Consider the following 15,021-nt stretch of genomic DNA (forward strand, 5'->3'; position numbering starts at 1 on the left):
TCACCAATTCCCAAGCGTGCGGTCGAAGATATCCTGCGAAAGTTGTTTCCCAATGTTCTGCACCAATTGCTCCTCTACGGTCGCAAGGTCCTGCGAACTGCTGTAATCCTCGAACCGGGAGATGGTGGTCTCGAGGTTTTTCTTCGGGTCCAGTGTATTCACGTAGGAGATGGTGACCGTTATGGTGAGCCTGTTCAGCGCGGCGGTCTCATTGGCCTGTATGCTTACGGGCTGCACATCATAGCCCGTTATTGCACCGCTGTATTGTACGTCGCCATCCCTGCTGGCAAGTTTCAGAGGCGTTTGTGCCAAGAGTAGATCACGGATCGTTTCCGTTAGCGTTTGCGCACTTTGTGGAGTCGATAACGGCGCTCTGGCCTGTAGCAGTTCCACCGACATGGTGCGTGCATCGCCGGTGTCACCACCGGTGAATGAATAATTGACGCGACACCCAGCAAAGAGCGCAATAAAAACTATGGGCCAGAATCGGATCACGGGATATCGTACTCTTTGATCTTACGGTAGAGCGTGCGCTCACTGATCCCCAATTCCTGTGCCGCCGACTTGCGTTTGTTGCGGTGTTTGATCAACGCTTTGCGGATCAGTTCTTTCTCTTTTTCCTCTAGGCTCAACGTCTCTTCCACTTCCGTATGGTCCACGTCCTCTGGATCGCGATCCACAGGTGCACGTTCAATGGTATACCCGCGCTCGGAACTTGGGAGCGGCAAGAGACTGCCTTCCCTGTATGCCGCCGCGATCTTGTGCAGGTCTTTCGGGTCGTCCTGGATCATAGCGAAGTGCTCCTTCAGCACATTCACATCCTGCTGCAATTTTGCGATCACGGCGTAAAGCATTTCGCGTTCGTTCGGGCCCTGACCATTTTCCGTGGACCCTCCTTGGGCAGTTCGAACGGCCGGTAATAAACTGGCATCCACCGTAGGCAGATAAAGCCTCAACTTTTGCCCGTCGATCTCCCTGTCCTCGGTCTCAATTACGTTGATCTGCTCAACGATATTGCGCAATTGCCGCACGTTGCCCGGCCACCGATATCCCATGAGCAATTGCTGCGCTTCCGGTGTAAGATTTATAGGTTCCTTCAAGCGATGACGTTCCGCACTATCAATAGCGAATTTCTTGAATAACAATGCAATGTCGCTCCCTCTTTCACGCAAAGGAGGAAGCATGATCGGGATCGCATTCAACCGGTAATACAGGTCTTCTCTGAACGTGCCTTGCTGCACTGCTTGCCACATATTCACGTTGGTGGCTGAAACAACCCGTACACTCGTTCGTTGGCTCTTACTGCTACCTACCCGGATGAATTCCCCGGTCTCCAGAACGCGCAACAAACGGACTTGCGTTCCCAACGGGAGTTCACCCACTTCATCAAGAAAGATCGTTCCCTTGTCCGCTACCTCAAAATAGCCTTTGCGGGCTTCATGTGCACCTGTGAAAGAACCCTTTTCGTGACCGAACAATTCACTGTCAATGGTGCCTTCAGGAATGGCACCGCAATTCACGGCGATGTATGGCCCGTGTTTTCTCGCACTGTTCTCATGGATCACCTTGCCCATGACCTCCTTGCCACTGCCGCTCTCGCCCGTGATCATCACGCTCAGGTCCGTTGGAGCCACCACATTGGCGATCTCCAATGCCCGGTCCAATTCAGGCGTATTACCGATGATACCGTACCGTTGTTTTATCTGTTGTAACGTCATTCTGCTGCTGTCCCCTCCGTTCTTTTCTCTTTCAATTGTGCCAAGCTACGCACTGTTCTTAACCCGACCACTTCACCCTTCAGTGCACCTGCTGTGGAACTGATGATCTTTACATCAACGAGATCACCAGGTATCAATTCAATTTCTCCGAGCCCTGTCGTCTCGGAACTAACATCATTACTTACCTGCAAATGCGCTAAGCCTGCCCCATTCAATGTCCGTGATACAATGGTGACCGCGCCTTGTGAGATGCGACCGAACATGTGTTCTTCACTGCGCTTGCTTATGCCTTCGATCAAAACTTCACGGGCACTATCCATGTAGGTGGCCATTCGTGCAGAGCTCAATGTGCGCTGCGTGTTGATCACTTCCTGCAAACGACGCCCTTTCGCTTCCTCGGGAACTTCATCGGGATACTTCCTGGCCGCTAATGTTTTGGGACGTTCGCTGTACTTGAACATGAACGCCATGTCATAGCCGACCTCTTCCATCAATCTCAATGTCTGTTGATGGTCTTCCTCAGTCTCTCCACAAAAGCCGGTGATCACATCCGTACTTAACGCGCAATCCGGCATGTGCTTGCGGATGCTGGATATGCGGTCCAGATACCATTCTCGGGTATAACCACGGTTCATGCGGTGAAGGACCTCGTTGGAACCGCTTTGCACAGGCAAATGGATGTATTTGGCGATGTTCTCATACTTGGCCATCACCGCTAACACCTTATCGGTCATGTCCTTCGGATGACTGGTGCTGTAACGGATGCGGAGGGTAGGGCATGCCAATGCTACCATTTCCAAAAGATCCGCAAAGTCAACCAGGGCTTCCTCTTCAGTCAATTTCCATTTGAAGGAGTCAACGTTCTGTCCTAACAAGGTTACTTCTCCGTAGCCCTTTACAGCTAGTGTTTTGCATTCATCCACAATGGTGCTCGGCTCTCGGCTTCGTTCTCTTCCACGTGTGAATGGAACTACACAGAACGCACACATATTGTCGCAACCCCGCATGATCGTTACGAATGCGGTAACACCGTTGCTGTTCAACCGTACCGGTTCTATTTCACCGTACGTCTCTTCGCGACTTAGCAGAACGTTCACTGCTTTTTGACCGGTCCCGACCTGCTCCAATAGATCGGGTAGGGTGCGGTAAGCATCGGGACCCACAACAAGATCCACCACCTTCTTTTTTTCCAGCAGGTCTTCACGCATTCGTTCTGCCATGCATCCGAGCACACCCACCTTCATCCCTTTGTTCCGGGACTTGATGGTGTTCATTTCATTGATGCGCTGCAGAACGGTGTATTCCGCCTTTTCGCGAATGCTGCATGTGTTGAGCAGCACCAGATCGGCATTTTCGGCTTTGTCCGTAGGCGTATAGCCGTCCTTGGACAAAATGCTCGCAACGATCTCGCTATCGCTGAAATTCATTGCGCAGCCGTAACTCTCTATGTATACTTTCTTGCTCACCTTGCTGTTCGGAAAGGGAGCGCAAAAGTACCGAACTTTAACGGTGTGACAATGTGTCAGCCAAGGATCAACAAATGTTATGGATCCGCTTGCTCAGTCAAACAGGGTTATGGTGAATGCTGGGCACTTTGTTCACACAAAGAGGTTGCTCAACCCACTATAGTACTAGATGGGATATCCAATGCAGGAACCACACGAATTAACAGCAATTCACTTAGCGAAAGTCTTCAGGTAACGAACGGCCAGTTTTCCCGTCCTTAGAACATCAGCGTCAAGCCGCCATTCACAAGTGTTACGCCCGGACCTACTTCTGCATACACTCCCAAAATGTTGGCAAACATATAGCGTGCACCAACGAAGACATCGTAGATCGGATAGTTGTTCACAAGCGTATTTGTTGTAGAATTCCCGTACTCATACCGTTCCGAAAGCCGAATATTCATGCCGAACATAACACCACCATAAATGTCGAGATCCTCTCGACCATGCCATTCGTTCCAGTGGTACGTTCCGCGAACGCCAACCACCAAATGGGTGGAATGGTAATCACCGTAAATGCTAGAGGAGCGTGATGCTTTCAATCCAACTACACCGCCAATACCAATTATCCCCGGCCCGGCTTTTTTGAACCCAATGTCCATCGCAGCCAAAAAGGTTGGTGAAACGCCGACCCGATTGTAGCCTACTGCGTACCTGCTATATCCACCAATACCCACCCCAAGATTGATGGCTTTTGATCCTTCTTCAAAGGATTGTGCGTGAAGCTGTGATGGTACAATGACCGCTAGGGAGAGCGCTGCGGCTGCGAGATAATTCAATGGGTTCATGGTGCGAAGATCTATTTTTAAGACCGAGCTATTTTATTGGTCATATCTCGGTTTGGCAACAAATCTAAACTACCGATCGAAATGCGCTAATAGGAATTTGCTGGTTGAAGCATGTCCTGATTCAATTCTTGAATCGCGTTATCGATGGTTGCACCAGTATGTTTTGAAGCGTGGTGGTGTTTCGTACTTCAACCCTAATCACCAATATTCAAACTCACCGCATTGATGCAATACCTCAGGCCAGTAGGTTGTGGCCCATCTTCGAACACATGACCTAAATGCGCGTCGCAACGGCTGCAAACCACTTCGGCCCGCATCATGCCTATGCTGCCATCGTTGTGTTCAATGACCAGCTCCTTGCTCATGGGTTCGTAAAAACTGGGCCAGCCGGTTCCGCTTTCAAATTTTGTATCAGGCGAGAACAAGGCATTCCCGCAAACTGCGCATCGGAAAACACCCTCAACATGTTCTCCTTCGAACTTGCCGGTAAATGGCCGCTCGGTCCCTTGCTCAAACGCAACACGGAATAGTTCCGCTGGCAGGATCTCTTTCCATTCGCTCAAAGGCACATCCAGCTTTTTCGTTTCGGTTGTACTGTAATATGGATTCTTGCTATGGTCCATGTCCTGTTCAGATCGCCCTTCATGTTCCGCACTAGATGCTCCATTTTGTCCTGTGCTGCTCTGGCAACCAAAAAGTAGAACGCTGAATACTAGCGCGACGGAATTCAAGATCGTCATATTCATCTGGTCCTGATTTGTAAGGGAAGGTCGATGACCGCGATCGGTCCTGACCACTCCTGATCCTAAAGTACGTCGCGAACCGTTGATCGGGTCATCATGAAAAGTTAGGATCGGTCACTATATGTATGTGATCATCAACTCCTGATAAAAAAGTTCCCCTTAGGGGAAGGAAGACTACGGCTACCCGGATTTGCAGAATTCCCATTCTTGTCCCCTTTCTTTGCGCCCTCGAAATTCAGCACAAGGGGTGTTGATGACTAACGAATCCTTTTTTCAAAGCATGGCAAAAAGTAGCAGTGATCTGGTGATCGTGGAGTCCCCGGCAAAAGCAAAGACGATCGAGAAATACCTTGGACCAGGCTTTACCGTACTTAGTAGCTATGGCCACGTTCGTGACCTGCCTTCGGGGGGAGTAAATGTCGATGTAGAGAATGGATTTGAACCTACTTACGTTGTTTCAGATGACAAGAAGGATCGTCTCAGACAACTACAACGTGAAGCTGATAAAGCAGAGACGGTGTGGCTCGCAACTGACGAAGATCGCGAAGGTGAAGCCATCAGCTGGCACCTGAAAGAAGCGCTCAGCCTGCCCGATTCAAAGGTAAAGCGGATCACGTTCCATGAGATCACCCAGAAGGCCATCCTCGATGCAATAGAGAAGCCACGCCAGATCGATATCCACCTTGTGGATGCACAACAGGCGCGTAGGGTTTTGGATCGTTTGGTCGGATATGAATTGAGCCCTGTGCTTTGGCGTAAAGTGAAACCCGGTCTTAGTGCTGGCCGCGTGCAAAGTGTTTCTGTTCGCTTGATCGTTGAACGTGAACGCGAGATACTGGATTTTACCAGCAGCAGCACATTCCGGATAAGTGCAATTCTAACAACACCGGGTGGTGCATCGGTCAAAGCCGATCTGCCCGCACGATTCGCAACGGAATCGGAAGCCATGGCCTTTCTACAGAGCTGTATAGGTGCGACCCATTCCGTTCATGCGGTAGAGACAAAACCAGGGAAGCGTACCCCGGCAGCGCCATTCACTACAAGTACATTGCAGCAAGAAGCCAGCCGTAAGCTCGGCATGGGCGTTGACCGTACAATGCGTGTCGCTCAAGGGCTTTATGAGCAGGGGCATATCACTTACATGCGTACCGATTCGGTGAATTTGAGCGAATCAGCGATCGCTGCCGCTGCTCAACAGATCACCGATCAATATGGTGCGCGCTACAGCAAGAGCCGCCGATACACCAGTAAGGCCAAAGGGGCCCAGGAGGCACACGAAGCCATTCGCCCTGCGGATATGTTGGTCCGGAACACAGGTGCGGATCGCGATGCTGAGCGACTATATGACCTCATTTGGAAACGCACGTTGGCCAGCCAAATGGCGGATGCGGAATTGGAAAAGACCATTGTTGACATCAGCATCAGTTCACGTCCGAACGATTTCCTGAAGGCACAAGGCGAGGTCATTCTCTTTGATGGTTTCTTGAAGGTCTACATGGAGGGGAAGGATGACGAGGACGAAGAGCAGGAAGGACTCCTGCCTGAAATGCGCCAAGGGGAAGCAATGAAGTTGCAGGAAATGAATGCAACACAGCGCTTTGAGAGGCCAGCCCCACGGTTCACGGAAGCGAGTTTGGTAAAGAAGTTGGAAGAACTTGGGATCGGACGACCTTCAACCTATGCGCCTACGATCAGTACGGTTCAAAAACGCGGATACGTGGTGAAGGAGAATCGGGACGGAACAACGCGCCCATACCGCATACTCACACTTGCCGAGAGCGCGATCACGGATAAGACCGCATTCGAGAACGTAGGCGCTGAAAAGCAGAAGCTATTCCCTACGGATATCGGTATGGTGGTGAATGATTTCCTCGTGGAGAATTTCCCGACGATCGTTGATCTGAACTTTACTGCCAAGGTGGAAGAGGAGTTCGACATCATCGCCGAAGGCAAAGAGAACTGGCGCGAAATGCTGAAGCGGTTCTACAAGCCGTTCCATGAAACGATCGGGACAGTGAGCGAGCACGCGGAACGGGCCACAGGAGCGCGTGAACTTGGCGTGGATCCTGTTTCGGGTAAGAAAGTTTATGCACGGATCGGTCGTTTTGGACCCATGGTGCAGATCGGTGAAGTGGAAGATGAAGAAAAACCGAAATTCGCTAGTCTCCAAAAAGAGCAGAGCATTGCGTCGATAACCTTCGACCAAGCCATGGACCTGTTCAAGTTGCCGCGCACACTTGGTGAGCGGGAAGGCGAGGTTTGTACTGTAGGTATTGGTCGTTTTGGTCCTTACGTTCGGTTAGGTGCCACTTATGCCAGTCTGACAAAGGAAGATGATCCGATGGAGATCGATCTAACTCGGGCAGTGGAGTTGATCGATCTGAAAAAGGCGGCCAATGCAACACGGGACCTTGGTGAATTCAAAGGCGAAATACTTGTTGTTGGAAGAGGTCGTTTTGGACCGTTCGTGCGCCACGGTAAAACCTTTGCCAATATTCCGAAAGGCGAGGATCCCGCTTCGTTGACACTGGAGCGTGGTACTGAGCTGATGGAAGCAAAGCTTGCTGGTATTAGACAGAATATCCTCAAGGAATTCCCTGACACGGAGATCCAAGTGCTTAGCGGACGGTACGGGCCGTATATCACGGACGGCAAGAAGATCGCCAATGTTCCAAAGGAAAAAGAGCCAACGGATGTGACCTTGGAGGAAGCTACCGCCTTGTTGGAAGCTGCTCCGGCAAGAAACGGAAAGGGTCGAAAGGGTAAAACGGCCGCCAAGAAAGAACCAGCGAAGAAAAAGGCCGCACCAAAGAAGAAGGCCGCGAAAAAAGCTGCGCCCAAGAAGGCTGCAAAGAAAGCCGCAAAAAAGGCGCCCAAGAAGGAACGTTGATCACTGTATGGTCCGTTTCGTTTTAGTTGATCGGACGGTCCAGGTATTCAGCATTCAACATACCGTTGTGCACTGAACCGTGCTCGAAGGTATCGATCGGGCCTTTGCACTCCCGACCTTCGCAATCGTCCTGTTCCTCACATTAACGTATGAGCCGGACAGCGGAGCCATGGACATCTCGATCTACTTCAAACCCTCTGAGCGATTTGGAGCTTCCCGACCGGAGTGGCCCGCGAACTCCCTTGGCGATAACGCCACATTCCATACGAACAATGGCTTTCCGGATCTGGAAAGAAAGCAAGTAGCATTGTTCGGTGTGCTTGATGACCCCGGACACGCCCGTCCACGAACTTGCGTAGAGGCGCCGGACGCTATACGCGAAGAGTTGTATCGCCTTTATCTTCCATCAGAAGGTCTTCGTCTCGTTGACCTTGGTGACATTCATCCGGGGGCCAGCGCGGCTGATACCCAACATGCCGTAGCAGAGACCATAGCAGAATTGATCCGAATGGGCATTGTGCCTATCCTCCTGGGCGGTGGTCAAGGACATACGTATTCGCAGTATCTGGCGTATGAAATGCTGGAACGTACTGCAAATCTGGTATGCGTTGATGCACGGTTCGACCTCGGTGACCCGGGACAGGCGCTGGCGGAAAGCAGTTATTTGAGCCATATCGTGTTGCGCCAACCGAATTACCTTTTCAACTACAGTAACCTCGGATATCAGACATACCTCGTGGATCAGCCGGGTATAGCGTTGATGGAGAAACTCTATTTCGATGCACATCGTCTTGGCGAATTGCGTGCGACCATGGCCGATGCTGAGCCTGTATTGCGCAATGGTGATAGTGTAAGCGTGGACATGTCCTCCATCCGTAGAAGTGATGCTCCGGGTACGACTCGGCCGGGTCCGAATGGCTTTCACGGTGAAGAGGTATGCCAATTGATGCGTTATGCCGGTGTCAGCGAAAAGATCACCTCCTTAGGGATCTACGAGATGGACCCTTCTCGTGACATGGAAGGAGTAACGGCCCAGTTGGCCGGGCAAATGGTTTGGTGCTTTTTGGATGGGTTCATTAGTCGTACCAACGATCTACCGTGGTTGGACCGTAAGCGTTTCACTCGTTTTCGTATTCCGATCCGTGGGCACGATCAAGAGTTGGTCTTTTATAAAAGCAATGTGAGTGACCGGTGGTGGATGGATATTCCCTACCGTGCTGAACAAGAGGCTCGTTTTGAACGGCATCATTTGGTGCCTTGTTCCTACTCGGATTACCGCATGGCGTGTCGCGAAGAAGTGCCGGAACGCTGGTGGCGAACTTTCCAGAAGTTGGCCTGATCCTCGAAGGATCCCCATTTTAGGGAAGGAAATATCCTTAGACAGGCGCAGAAAATATTTGCGGGATCCAATGTTTGCTATATTGGCCCCAAGTTCAACGAAGGTTTGAGGTGGGTTGACTATCTCCATACCCTAATAAGGACAACGAAAAAAGTACGCATGAGGAGGATAATTACAGCAGTGATCTGCATGGCGGTCGGAGGAGCATCAATTGCTCAGCAGGATCCACAGTTCACGCAATACATGTTCGATCGTCTTTCGGTGAACCCTGCAGTAGCTGGGATCTCAGGTGAACTTTGTGGAACTTTGTTGCTCCGCCAGCAATGGACCGGTTTCGATGGTGCACCGAAAACGGCACTTTTGAATGCAAGCATGCCGATCAATAAGATCAGTAGCGGTGTTGGCATTTCCGTATACTTGGATAAACTTGGTCAGCAGAATAGCACATTCGCACGACTTCATTATTCTTTCCATCGCAAGATCGGCACTGGTACACTAGGTATCGGTATCTATCTTGGTGCTGGTAGCCATGCCCTTGGTCATGATTGGTTGGCTCGTGATCCTGTTGCACAGGATGATGCTATCTCTTCTGCCAGTACATCACAGACCGGGTTTGACTTAGGGGCGGGTCTATATTATCAGACACCTAAATTCTGGGTAGGTATCAGCAGCACGCATTTGCCACAAACCAAGCTTGACAATGTGAGCATTAAAATGGTGCGGCACTATTTTATCCAAGCAGGGTACGATTACGCCATAAAGGGTAATAAGAAGTATGTTCTGCAACCATCGGTTCTTGTTAAATCGGATGCAACTTCCACGATATTCGATATTAATGCCCGGTTCCTCTATAATAACATGGTATGGCTTGGCGTTAGTTACCGTACCGAAGACGCAATTGCTCCGATGATCGGTTATCAAATGGCACCTAATGATCGGTCCATGCTGAAGATCGGGTATAGTTATGACGTTACTACCTCTAAACTAAAGAATTACAGCAGCGGTAGTCATGAAATAATGTTGAATTACTGTGTACTACTAGTCAAGAAACCAGACCTCCAGATATACAGGAACGTAAGATTCCTTTAAGCTCGTCCGAAACCCAACAACCAGATCTGACGTATCACTGTTTCGTCCAACGTGTTCGCAAGAGCGACCAATATGAACGATCATCCCTGCAAGGAAACAATGGTGCGGCACAAAAGGAAGAATATGGAACGTCCCATCTTTTATCTATTTGCCATAGGCCTGCTGGCTAGCAGCTGTGGTAAAGGTGGCCAAGGGCAACTTATAGGTGCGCAAGGCAGACCCGGTTGGTACGATGTTGATCCTTATGGGATGAACTATGTACCCATGGGCGCATTCGTAATGGGTCCTAGTGATCAGGATGTGCCTTATGCAATGGTTACGAAAAGCAAGACAGTATCTGTCCAAGCTTTTTACATTGACCAGACCGAGATCACCAATAATGAGTATCGCCAGTTCGTATTCTATGTGCGTGATTCCATAGCAAAGCGCATTCTCGGCGACGAGGATATTGGCGAGCATGTGTTCACTGAGGATGAATACGGGGAGGATATTGATCCACCGATCATCAATTGGAAAGAGCGTTTGAACTGGTATGGTGATGAAGAACGCGAAGCATTAGCTGATCTTTTCCTGAATGAAAGTGAGCAGTTCTATCGCCGTCGTGAGATCGACACCCGGAAATTGATGTTCGAGTATTACTGGATCGATCTGAAGGAGGCTGCCCGTAAAGCGAACAATGCACGCGATCTTGACCTGAGCTACACGAACGTTAAGGGACAGAACAATGCAATACGCGGACATAGTGATCGTAGTAAGTTCATAATTAAGGAGGTGATCAACGTTTACCCTGATACCTTGGTCTGGGTGCATGACTTCACCTATTCCTTCAATGAGCCGATGACGGAGAACTATTTCTGGCATCCTGCTTATGATGAATATCCGGTGGTAGGCATCACTTGGCAGCAGGCTAATGCCTTCAACGTATGGCGCACTCAGTTGATGAATTCATGGTTGTCCTCCAATGACGAGGCGTTCATAAACCGGTTCAGGTTGCCTACCGAGGCTGAGTGGGAGTACGCCTCACGAGGGGGGTTGGACCAAGCCCCATTCCCATGGGGAGGGCCTTACGTTCGTAATCGTCAAGGTTGCTTCTTGGGTAACTTCAAGCCATTGCATGGTAATTACGTGGATGACGGAGGTTTCCATACAGTGCCTGTTGATAGTTATACCCCGAATGATTTCGGATTGTATCAAATGGCCGGTAACGTTGCAGAGTGGACCAGTACAGCTTATGACGAAAGCGTATACGACTTTGCGCATGACCTCAACCCCGAATACAGTTATGATGCGTTGATGAACGATCCGCCATCACTAAAAAGGAAGGTGGTTCGTGGTGGGTCATGGAAGGATATCGGTTATTACATGCAGGCTGGAACCCGTGCATATGAATATCAGGACACGACCAAGGCCTACATCGGATTCCGCTCAGTTATGACCTATTTGGGTCGTGGAAAAGCAGTGAATGCTGAAGATCTTTAAGAAGAATTGATACTGCGGTCGTTACCTTGTCGGAACGAGCGCATTGAGTAGTATATTACCCTGAACAACCTCTAAAAAAGCAAGGAAGAACTATGAAGCCCGGCAGCAAGAAGTGGAAAAATTTCATGGCCAAACTGTACGGAATCGGTGCAGCAGTCGTGATCATCGGTGCGTTGTTCAAGATCCAACACTGGCCAATGGCTAGTTTTTTCTTGATCATTGGTCTTAGTACGGAGGCGGTCATCTTTTTCTTCTCCGCATTCGAACCACCACACGAAGATCCAGATTGGAGTTTGGTTTATCCTGAGTTGGCAACGGGCGAGACTGCTGAAGGCGATGATTTCAAAAAGGAGGATCAGCGGTCCATCACCGAGCAGCTCGATGGTATGCTTGAGGGTGCCAAGATCGAACCGGAATTGATCGCTAGTTTGGGTGAAGGTATGCGCTCTTTGAGCGATCAGGCCCGCTCAATGGGTGAGATCACCGGTGCAGCTTCGGCAACCAATGAATACGCATCAAGCTTAAAGGATGCGTCTCAAAAAGTATCAACATTGAGCGATAGCTATGCGAAGGCAAGTGAAAGCCTGGTCGGTCTGACCGAGAATGTGGATGCTGGCAGAAATGCAGGTGTGAGTCTGCAAAAAATGAGCACCAATCTAACTGCGCTCAACGAAATGTACGAGCTACAGTTGATGAGCAGTCGTGAAAAACTGGAGGCTGCGAATCAAATGTTCGAGGGCATGGGTGAGATGATGACCAATTTGCGCAACTCCGTGGATGATACCAAGCGTTACAAGGAGAACATCGCTGAATTGAGTGATAACCTCTCTAAGCTCAACACCGTGTACGGCAACATGTTGAACGCAATGACCGTGCGCTAAGCCGGTTATTGATCGCTCAACATCAACCTGAAATACCGAACGCAAGAATATGGCAAGTGGTAAGCAGACGCCCAGACAGGCGATGATCAATATGATGTACTTGGTGCTCACGGCCTTGTTGGCCCTGAACGTTTCCAAGGAAATATTGGACAGCTTCGTTACGGTGAACAACGGATTGGAGAATACAAAGTCGTCATTGAATGATAAAATGACGCAGCAATATGCCAGTTTCCAGGCATTTGCGAGTGAGAACCAAGCAAAGTACGGGGCTGCATGGACCGAGGCTCAGAAGATCAAGATCGCCGGTGCAGAGCTGGTCGCATATATCGATACCATCAAGGTTCGCGCTATCATGATATCCGAAGGATGGAGCCGTGATAGTACGATCATGCCGGATGGACGCTTGGTGAACTTGATGAAGGTCAACAAAAAGGATAGCCACGATGAGTTGACCACCATGCTCGTGGGCGGCGAGCCGGGCAAACCGATCGAAGGGGAGTACACTGCGAACGACCTGAAGCTGAAACTGATGGCGTTCAAGGATCTTGTAAAGAACAGCCGACCACAGGATACGGATCTGGCAGCGTCCATGGACCGAGTGTTCGACTTCGAGGATCGCCCGGATGCTTCAGGTACAATGAACAACTGGGAAAGCATCAACTTCTATCATGTGCCTATGGCCGCCGGTATCACCATCCTTAGCAAGTTGCAAGCGGATGTACGGAACTCAGAAGGCGAGGTCGTGAAGCGGATGATGGATGCTGTTGAAAGCAAGAGCTTCAAATTTAATAAGCTGACAACGATCGTTAAACCGTTGAGTAGTTTGGTTACCGTTGGCGGAAAATATCAGGCTGAGATCTTTTTGGGTGCATACGATGATCAGAATGCACCTGAAGTGTACATCGCAGGGCCGGGTGCTAAAGTCGATTCCGTTTCCAAAACAATCATCGGTGAGTCCATTAAGCTACCGATGAACGGTGCGAAAGCCCAGTTGGAGCAAGTTGCTTCCGGTGCTGGTCAACGTACCGTGCAGGGTATCATCAAGTTCAAGCCCGTAGGTGGTGAGGAAACCGTTGAGGTTTTCTCCACGACATACGAAGTTGCTTCACCGAACTTGGTCGTGAGTCCCACCAAAATGAACGTTTTCTATCGCGGTGTTGATAATCCTGTTGATATCAGTGTTTCTGGTTTTAGTGCGAAGGATGTGGCTCCAAGTGTTACTAATGGTTCGCTTGCCAAAGCAGCTAATGGTTATATCGTGAAAGGCTTAGGAAAAGGCAATGAAGCTGTTGTGAGTGCGACAGTAACCAATCCGGATGGATCAAAAAAGAGTATGCCTGGATTGAGTTTCCGCGTAAAGAATGTACCTAGTCCTACACCATATTTTGGTGGTAAGAGCGTTGACGACGCAACCATTAAAAAAACTGAATTGACGGCTGCGGCAGGCGTAATCGCCAAAATGGTCGATTTCGAATTCGACCTGAAGTTCGAGGTTGTCGAGTTCCGTGTAACCATGATGGTGAATGGAACGCCGATCGAGAAAATGACCAAAGGTCCTGCAGTGAGTGGAGATATGAAGGAGATCTTCCAGAAATCAAAACCAGGACAGAAGGTCTATATTGAAGGAATTAAAGCGCGTGGCCCGGACGGTACAGTACGAAACCTCGGTTCACTTTCGTTCAAGATCGTATAACCAATACGTTTAGAGCCATGACAAGGACAAGCAAGAACATATTGATCATTACCATGGTATTGGTTGGTGGTCTGTGCGCTACGCCTCAAGCCGTGGCCCAGACCGTATTGGATGGTGCCTACATCAAGGAGAACACCAAGACCAAGCGCGTTGTCCCCTACACGCATATCCGCGAAGCAGATGTGATGTGGGCGCGACGTGTATGGCGTCGGATCGACCTCCGTGAGAAAATGAACCATCCCTTGTATTATCCAACGGATGCGATCAATGATCGGAAGAGCTTATTCGATGTGATCCGCCAAGGATTGATGGTGGATGGATCCATTACGGCATATGATGCTGGACCATTCTTGGATGATGATGAATTCAAGAAAGCATTATTACCAGGCGACCTTCAGGAAATGTTCTCTCGTTTGGATACCTCCTACACAGAGAGTCTAACCACAGGGGACATGGAAATGGTGGTACAGGAGATCAATCTGGAGAGCCGGGACATCAAGTTGTACGATATGAAAGAAGATTGGATCTTCGATAAGCAGCGCTCCATTATGGATATCAGGATCATCGGTATTGCACCATTGAGGGAAAATATTGGTGAGGACGGTGAAAGCCGCGGTTTTGCCCCCATGTTCTGGCTATACTATCCGGAGTGTCGTTATGTATTTGCGAACTGGGAAGCGTTCAATCGCGAGAATGATGCGGAACGCAGGTCTTATGAAGACATCTTCTGGAAGCGCCAATTCAGTAGCTACATTACGAAATGGAGCAATGTTTACGATCGTGGGATCAATGAATACAAGCAAGGATTGGACGCATTGCTGGAAGGCGAAGAGATCAAGTCGGCATTGTTTGAGTTCGAGCATGATCTTTGGAATTTCTGATCGCTAACATCTCTA

The 15,021-nt window shown here is 49.6% G+C and carries 12 protein-coding genes; 7 read left to right on the forward strand and 5 right to left on the reverse strand.

The window, feature by feature from the left end:
- The 5 genes from IPF95_07150 to msrB form a co-directional block, all read right to left on the reverse strand.
- On the reverse strand, positions 1–495 hold the full coding sequence (locus IPF95_07150; protein ID MBK6474474.1) for an LptE family protein: 495 nt from the start codon (positions 493–495) through the stop codon (positions 1–3).
- Positions 492–1,718, reverse strand: a complete 1,227-nt coding sequence (locus tag IPF95_07155; GenBank protein ID MBK6474475.1) for a sigma-54-dependent Fis family transcriptional regulator — start codon at positions 1,716–1,718, stop codon at positions 492–494. The genes IPF95_07150 and IPF95_07155 overlap by 4 nt, the downstream gene beginning before the upstream one ends.
- Positions 1,715–3,145, reverse strand: coding sequence for a tRNA (N6-isopentenyl adenosine(37)-C2)-methylthiotransferase MiaB (gene miaB, locus IPF95_07160; GenBank protein ID MBK6474476.1), 1,431 nt, complete (start codon positions 3,143–3,145; stop codon positions 1,715–1,717). The genes IPF95_07155 and miaB overlap by 4 nt, the downstream gene beginning before the upstream one ends.
- A gap of 296 nt (positions 3,146–3,441) precedes the next feature.
- Positions 3,442–4,011: a hypothetical protein gene (locus IPF95_07165; protein MBK6474477.1), complete on the reverse strand. Its 570-nt coding sequence runs from the start codon at positions 4,009–4,011 to the stop codon at positions 3,442–3,444.
- Between the two features lie 194 nt (positions 4,012–4,205).
- Positions 4,206–4,751 carry a peptide-methionine (R)-S-oxide reductase MsrB gene (gene msrB / locus IPF95_07170; GenBank protein MBK6474478.1) on the reverse strand — a complete coding sequence of 182 codons (546 nt, stop codon included), beginning with the start codon at positions 4,749–4,751 and terminating at the stop codon, positions 4,206–4,208.
- A 283-nt stretch (positions 4,752–5,034) separates the two neighbouring features.
- On the opposite strand from msrB, the gene topA reads away from it, so the two are divergent.
- From topA to gldN, 7 genes are all read left to right on the forward strand, one after another.
- On the forward strand, positions 5,035–7,644 hold the full coding sequence (gene topA, locus IPF95_07175) for a type I DNA topoisomerase (protein MBK6474479.1): 2,610 nt from the start codon (positions 5,035–5,037) through the stop codon (positions 7,642–7,644).
- A gap of 79 nt (positions 7,645–7,723) precedes the next feature.
- Complete coding sequence (locus IPF95_07180; protein MBK6474480.1) at positions 7,724–8,983, forward strand: formimidoylglutamase; 1,260 nt, start codon at positions 7,724–7,726, stop codon at positions 8,981–8,983.
- 159 nt (positions 8,984–9,142) lie between these two features.
- A complete protein-coding gene (locus IPF95_07185) occupies positions 9,143–10,072 on the forward strand; it encodes a type IX secretion system membrane protein PorP/SprF (GenBank protein ID MBK6474481.1) in 930 nt (309 codons plus the stop codon).
- A gap of 123 nt (positions 10,073–10,195) precedes the next feature.
- Entirely contained in the window at positions 10,196–11,551 is a 1,356-nt protein-coding gene (locus tag IPF95_07190; GenBank protein MBK6474482.1) for an SUMF1/EgtB/PvdO family nonheme iron enzyme, read from the forward strand.
- A 92-nt stretch (positions 11,552–11,643) separates the two neighbouring features.
- Positions 11,644–12,432, forward strand: coding sequence for a gliding motility protein GldL (gene gldL / locus IPF95_07195; GenBank protein MBK6474483.1), 789 nt, complete (start codon positions 11,644–11,646; stop codon positions 12,430–12,432).
- Positions 12,433–12,481: 49 nt separating this feature from the next.
- On the forward strand, positions 12,482–14,125 hold the full coding sequence (gldM, locus tag IPF95_07200; protein MBK6474484.1) for a gliding motility protein GldM: 1,644 nt from the start codon (positions 12,482–12,484) through the stop codon (positions 14,123–14,125).
- 17 nt (positions 14,126–14,142) lie between these two features.
- On the forward strand, positions 14,143–15,006 hold the full coding sequence (gene gldN / locus IPF95_07205; protein ID MBK6474485.1) for a gliding motility protein GldN: 864 nt from the start codon (positions 14,143–14,145) through the stop codon (positions 15,004–15,006).
- The last annotated feature ends 15 nt before the right edge of the window (positions 15,007–15,021 follow it).

The sequence above is a fragment of the Flavobacteriales bacterium genome (assembly GCA_016704485.1).
Lineage (GTDB): Bacteria > Bacteroidota > Bacteroidia > Flavobacteriales_F > PHOS-HE28 > PHOS-HE28.